Consider the following 6,455-nt stretch of genomic DNA (forward strand, 5'->3'; position numbering starts at 1 on the left):
GATTGCGAATCGTGGTTGACAATGCCCTCCAAAGTTCCATTGTTCATCAATGATAACGAAGAGGTAACGCCGTATCACGCTCGTAGAACTGCTTCGGCGTTTCAGGTTACAAGTTGCCAATCAATGTAATATTGGCGTTACCTCCCTGTCTTCAGAATTTTCCTCGTTAGTTACCTTGTAGTTACCTATTCAGTTGTGTTAGTTTCCTCTGGTTACAGTCAGGCCAAAAGTGTCTCGAACAGAATCTACCTTCCCACCATTTTCATGAGACGCTCAGGGTAACGAGCCCCTTGGATCTCAAGTTTTGATGCGGCATCGGTAATATCAGTCAACTCAGCCAATCTAAGCGTCACCGAAGCACCGCCATTATTCTCAATCATCCGGTGCATTTTGGTCGTCCCGGGAATCGGTACAATCCAGGGTTTCTGGGCAAGCAACCAGGCAAGAGCAATCTGACCGGGTGTTGCACCTTTCGATTCAGCGATTGTCTTTAGAAGATCAACCACGTTTTGATTTGCCTTGCGAGCTTCCGGTGTGAATCGAGGAACCACGTTTCGGCAATCGGTGCTGGAAAAAGTGGTGTTCTCATCGATCTTTCCCGTCAGGAACCCCTTACCGAGTGGACTGAATGAGACAAATCCGATGCCCAGTTCTTCCAGTGTTGGAATAATCTCCGCCTCCGGTTCACGAAACCAAAGAGAATATTCACTCTGTAACGCAGTGACAGGTTGGACGGCATGAGCGCGCCGGATCGTGTTGGCACCCGCTTCGGACAATCCGAAGTGTTTCACTTTTCCCGCTTGAATCAACTCTTTGACCGCCCCCGCAACGTCTTCAATAGGAACATCAGGATCAACGCGATGCTGGTAGAACAGATCGATTGCATCGATTCGTAACCGTTTCAACGAAGCTTCGGCTACTTCCTTAATGTGTTCGGGACGACTATCGAGACCAAGTGATTGCGGTTGCGTTCCACCATCAAATTTGAATCCAAACTTAGTCGCAACTGTGACTTGCCCTTTGAACGGTTCCAGTGCTTCTCCGACCAGTTCTTCGTTGGCATAGGGTCCATACGCTTCGGCTGTATCGAAAAACGTGATTCCATTTTCGACTGCTGCCCGGAGAATCTTGATCATTTCCGATTTCTCACCGGGAGGCCCGAACCCGAAACTCATCCCCATACAACCGAAACCGAGCGCGGAAACAGTCAACCCGCTCTTGCCAAGGGTACGCTTTTCCATGACTATTCTTCCTTCCTAATAACCTAACAATCAGTGCAATGGACTACTACAATTCCGACGTAGTCGCTACCAACTTACTGACGAAATGCATCATCGGCTTGCGGGCTATTATCAATCGTGAATCCGAAAGTCGTTGTGGTGATGATTTCCGGATCAGGACCGCCTCGAACGCCGGTATTTAACTTGTCGATACTTGAAATGTCTTCTGCTGAAAGCTCAAAATCAAATATTGCGAAGTTTTCTTTGATTCGAGCCGCATTAAACGACTTCGGTATTGCACAATTTCCAATTTGAATATGCCACCGCAACATGATTTGCGCTGGCGTCTTCTTATACTTTTCTCCTAGCGCAACTAGCGTAGGATGTTTGTGTGGATTAAGGGCATCCTTAGAGTTCGGCACATAAACGTGAATCCCTGCGAGCGGCGACCATGCTTGTATCTTGATACCCAGTTTGGCGTTCACTGCCCTCAATTCCTTTTGAATGAAAAAAGGATGTACTTCGATCTGATTGACTGCTGGTACGATGCTCGTTTCATTCATCAATCGTTCCAGGTGCGAAGCTGAAAAGTTACTGACACCAATTGCCCTAGCGCGGCCATCACTGAGAAATGTTTCAGCAGTCTTATAAGCGGCGACCGTTTTATCAAACTCGGTGGGCACCGGTTGATGCAGGAGATAAAGATCAACGTAGTCTGTTCCAAGGCGACGAAGACTTGCTTCGAATGCGATTTTCGTAGATTCTGTACAGTAGTCAGTCACCCAGAGCTTCGTAGTAATGAAGAGATCTGAACGCTTGATGCCACTTCGTCGAATACCTTCACCAACACTTTTCTCATTCAAATATGCCGATGCGGTATCGATTAAACGATATCCTGATTCAATCGCGAACAAAACGGCTTCTTCCGATTCCCTTTGAGTGCCTTGCATTACTCCGAGACCAATGGCAGGCATCGTCGCTCCGGTGTTCAAAGTCATGTCTATTGGTTGATTGTTCATGAGATTCTTCCAGTTTCTACGCTGATTAATGAGTTGATCGTTCTTTTTCGAGTTCCTTCCAGTTGCCAGTCTTTGCCACGATTCTGAAACTCTATGGTTTGAGCGGCGCTTCCACACCTGAATATTGTAGCACCATATCAGGCAGTCGCTGTCCTCGAATCTGGATTAATGAAAGCACAGCATTGAAATCCCTAAACTCTTGCGAAGTAAACTCCACGGCGTCGGCACCAATGTTCTCCAACATGTGCGCCATTTGCGTGGTACCGGGGATCGGAACAATCCACGGTTTCTGTGCCAGCAACCAAGCCAGTGCAATTTGCGCGGGAGCTGCTTGTTTCTGAACTGCCCACTTCTTTTGCAGATCTACCAGTAGCAGATTGTATGGCATGTTTTCCTGCGAAAACCGCTCTTCAATGCCGCGAATGTCACCCTGTGCAAATCTTGTTTTGGCATCAATGGCACCGGTTAGAAACCCCACTCCAAGCGGGCTCCAAGGTACAAAACCGATTCCGAGTTCCTGACAGAGCGGGATCACTTCCGTTTCCGGTCCCCGCCACAACAGCGAGTATTCACTCTGAACTGCTGTCACTGGTAATTCGGCATGCGCGCGTCGCAGCGTTTTGAGACCCATTTCGCTGAGTCCCCAATGAAGGACTTTGCCCTGTGCCACCAAGTCTTTGACCGTTCCAGCAACGTCTTCAATGGGAACGCTGGGATCGACACGATGTTGGTACAAGAGATCGATGCGATCGGTACGAAGTCGTTTCAACATCCCTTCGACAGCTTTTCGGATATGTTCCGGTTGACTGTTCAACCCCGGTTTTCGTTCGCCCGACTCAAGATCAATGTTCCACCCGAACTTCGAAGTGATCACCACCTTGTCACGGAATGGTGCGATTCCTTCGCCAAGAATGCGTTCCACCTCATGCGGACCATACGCTTCGGCAGCATCGAAAAATGTGACACCGTGATCGAAAGCGTTACGAATGATATTGATCATTTCCGACCGGGTGGGGATAATGGTTTGGTAGGTGCGACTCATGTTCTGCACCCCCAAGCCAACACTGGAGACTTCGAGTTTACCTAGTTTACGACGCTTGGTCACTTTTGACGGAGTCATGCTGCGACTCGCATCCAGAACCGTACTCTTGGTTTGATCCGTTGTGGACGCTAATCCCAATCGAGCCACGGCGATTCCGGCACCCGCCAGCGCTGACTTTACCATGAAATCGCGCCGACCGAATGATTCACTTTGTTCCATCGATTCCTCCGAATGCTGTTTACCGCTCGATCAGACTGCTCGTTTCTCGCGCGAACTAATATCTAACGAGAGCGAGCTAGAGTTGGATTTCACACTTACACGAATAAGATACTAACTCCATAAGCCTGACAGGTAGAACAATCCTATCAAATAATTGCCTATTCCTCCGACACTGGCGAGAAGTGGATTGTAAATGGGAACAAGAACCTTTACCTTGCTGTGGGATAATAAGTGAGGATAGAATGAAACATCAGCTGCTTGACTCCGAAGCATTTTCTGAAGAGCTGGAGCATTTGCGTAGGGAATTGGCATCGAAAATTCTTCGGTTAACTGACAAGAATCCACGATTGGAATCAAGGATTCCAGAGTTAACTCTGACTCGATGGACAACCACTACGGAAAAATCTGGATTCCTACATCAACCCAGCGTTTGCATGATCGCACAAGGAGCGAAGCGCTTTCTACTGGGCGAAGATGTGTATGTGTACGATCCTCACCACTTCCTGCTGACTTCAGTCAATTTGCCAGTTTTCGCACAGATTATCGAAGCATCGGAAGAGAAACCCTATCTGGGTCTCATGCTGAAAATCGATCCAAAGGCAATTGCACAAATGTTGGTCGACAGCGATTTCCCGCCCGAACGTTCGGAGCAAACCGGTCGCGGCATGGCAGTCAGCAAGGTTACACTGCCTTTACTGAGTGCGATCATTCGGTTGATCGATTTGTTGGATACTCCTCAGGACATTCCGATTTTGTCACCACTGATTCAGCGTGAGATACTCTACCGGCTTTTAATCAGCGATCAAGGTATTCGACTGAGGCAAGCGACAATGAACCAAAGTTTGCAAATCGCCCGTGCAATCAGCTGGTTGAAAGAAAACTACATGAAGGAATTCCAGGTAAGTGATCTGGCATCGGATGCACACATGAGCCCTTCAACATTCCATCATCATTTCCGAGTACTGACTGCCATGAGTCCGTTGCAATTCCAGAAATGGATTCGACTTCATGAAGCGAGACGATTGATGCTTGCCGAAAACGTGGATGCAGCCAATGCTGCCTACAAAGTGGGGTATGAGAGCCCTTCTCAATTCAATCGAGAATACTCTCGACTGTTTGGAGCGCCACCAATGAAGGATAAAAAGAACTTGAGCCAGTTGGCTAGAGTTTGATACCTTCAAAGTAGCCGTAGGCTACACAGTGCTTCGGCATTACGGATGACAATCGAGCAAACCCATTGAATAGCAGTTAATTGAAAAGAGGGTTATCTGCGAATTTACTTTCGCATGATAACCCTCAAAATCTCATGTCAAAGCGTTTACTCTGCATAAGCTACTGATTCAGTACAACTCTCCAACCCTACTTCATAAGCACCATCTTTTTCGTTGTCGTGAAACCGTTCGTTGTCAGAGTGTAGTAATACGTTCCTGTAGGCAGCCCGGTTGCGTCAAACACGACACGATATGTGTTGGCAGTTTGATAAGAATTCACCAGTGTAGTGATAACACGCCCTTGAACATCCGAGATCAATAAATACACATTACCTGCCGCTTTCAGTCCATACGAGATTTCAGTCGTTGGATTGAATGGGTTAGGAAAGTTCTGCCCAAGTTTGTATTTGATCGGAATAGAAGCTCGAACTTCCGCTGTTGGATATGCTTCAACAATTGAAGAATGAAGACGTTCTGTACCATTTAGATCAATGTCAGCAATGCGATAAAAGTAGCGATTTTGATTACTCACTCGGAAGTCATTGTATGAGTAGTCATGACTAATCGCAGTCGTACCGTGTCCATTGACTTGCGCAACGAGCTCTCCAAGATCACTTCGAGATGTTGAACGATATATGTTAAAGTGATCATTACCTGTCTCTGATTCAGTTCTCCAAGTCAATTGAACTCGTCCATCACCGCTGTTGGCAGAGAGAGAAGTCATTTCAACTGGTAAAGCAAGAGGTGCTCCACCTAACGTCCAATATGAGAAGTCGGCAACATTTTGAACTGTGGCAGTGTACACACCATTTACCGGACCTGTTACACTTGTAACTGGTAGAGTCGTCCATGGGTAGACACCATGTTTGAAGTATGCATACTGAAGTTGTGATAATGGGTTTGTCATGCCGACAGGTACGTCTGTAGCATTAAATCGCAACGTGAGAACAGCATTCATACTCGATCCGCCAGATTGTGTTACATCCCAGAACCGATCAATTGTATTGCTAGCAGGTACTGCTGTCGACATTTCACCGCCATTCAAACCCCATTCAGCAATTGATCGAGCCCGATTGGCGTTTTTGACCGAGACAATACTTGGGTTCATTCCACTACTTAGTGGATTGAAATGAATGCCAATCGGCGGTAGATTGCCTGTTTGCGGGTCATTTGGAAAACTTGGAGTCCAGCCACTCTGATTTCCTGGACCTGAATTGTTTGACTGATTTTGCGACCAATCGGTATCGGTATAATGAAGTACACGACCGTTTGCACCGACTGCCCACCCATTGCATGCAGAAATCATCGAAACACTGTTCAGGTTTTTAGTCGCATCGGTACCAGTAGCAGAGACTTGTGTCTCCCAATTTACCCCACCATCGAAAGTACGAAGGATGATTCCATAGTTTCCTACTATCCATCCGGTATGACTTCCAGTAAATCGAACACAATTCAAGTTTGCGGTGGTTCCACTAGCTTGTGACGTCCAGGTTGCGCCAGCGTTGGTAGTATGGAGAATGACACCACTTGCCCCTACTACCCAACCATTGTTGGCATCTACGAAATCGACACTTAACATGCTCGTTGCGACTCCGCTTGTTTGTTGAGTCCAAGTTGTGCCACCGTTGGTTGTATGGACAATTTTACCGGCAGTTGCGGCAATCCATCCGTTATTGTTATCGATGAATCGAATACTGTTGCAAATGTTGAGCATACCAGTCGCTTGTAACACCCAACTTACGCC

The 6,455-nt window shown here is 47.1% G+C and carries 5 protein-coding genes; 1 reads left to right on the plus strand and 4 read right to left on the minus strand.

Features of this window, described 5'->3' with window-relative positions:
- Positions 1-245 precede the first annotated feature (245 nt).
- From OEM52_13070 to OEM52_13080, 3 genes are all read right to left on the minus strand, one after another.
- Entirely contained in the window at positions 246-1,241 is a 996-nt protein-coding gene (locus OEM52_13070; GenBank protein MDK9701068.1) for an aldo/keto reductase, read from the minus strand.
- 74 nt (positions 1,242-1,315) lie between these two features.
- Positions 1,316-2,239 (minus strand): aldo/keto reductase, encoded by a 924-nt coding sequence (locus tag OEM52_13075; protein ID MDK9701069.1) that lies wholly within the window; start codon positions 2,237-2,239, stop codon positions 1,316-1,318.
- Between the two features lie 91 nt (positions 2,240-2,330).
- Positions 2,331-3,500, minus strand: a complete 1,170-nt coding sequence (locus OEM52_13080; GenBank protein ID MDK9701070.1) for an aldo/keto reductase — start codon at positions 3,498-3,500, stop codon at positions 2,331-2,333.
- Between the two features lie 242 nt (positions 3,501-3,742).
- Between OEM52_13080 and OEM52_13085 the strand changes: the two genes are divergently transcribed.
- A complete protein-coding gene (locus OEM52_13085) occupies positions 3,743-4,672 on the plus strand; it encodes an AraC family transcriptional regulator (protein ID MDK9701071.1) in 930 nt (309 codons plus the stop codon).
- Between the two features lie 187 nt (positions 4,673-4,859).
- Here OEM52_13085 and OEM52_13090 read toward each other — a convergent pair.
- On the minus strand, positions 4,860-6,455 hold a 1,596-nt coding region (locus tag OEM52_13090; GenBank protein MDK9701072.1), incomplete at its 5' end, for a YCF48-related protein.

The organism is bacterium, from assembly GCA_030247525.1.
Taxonomy (GTDB): Bacteria; Electryoneota; JAOADG01; order JAOADG01; family JAOADG01; genus JAOTSC01.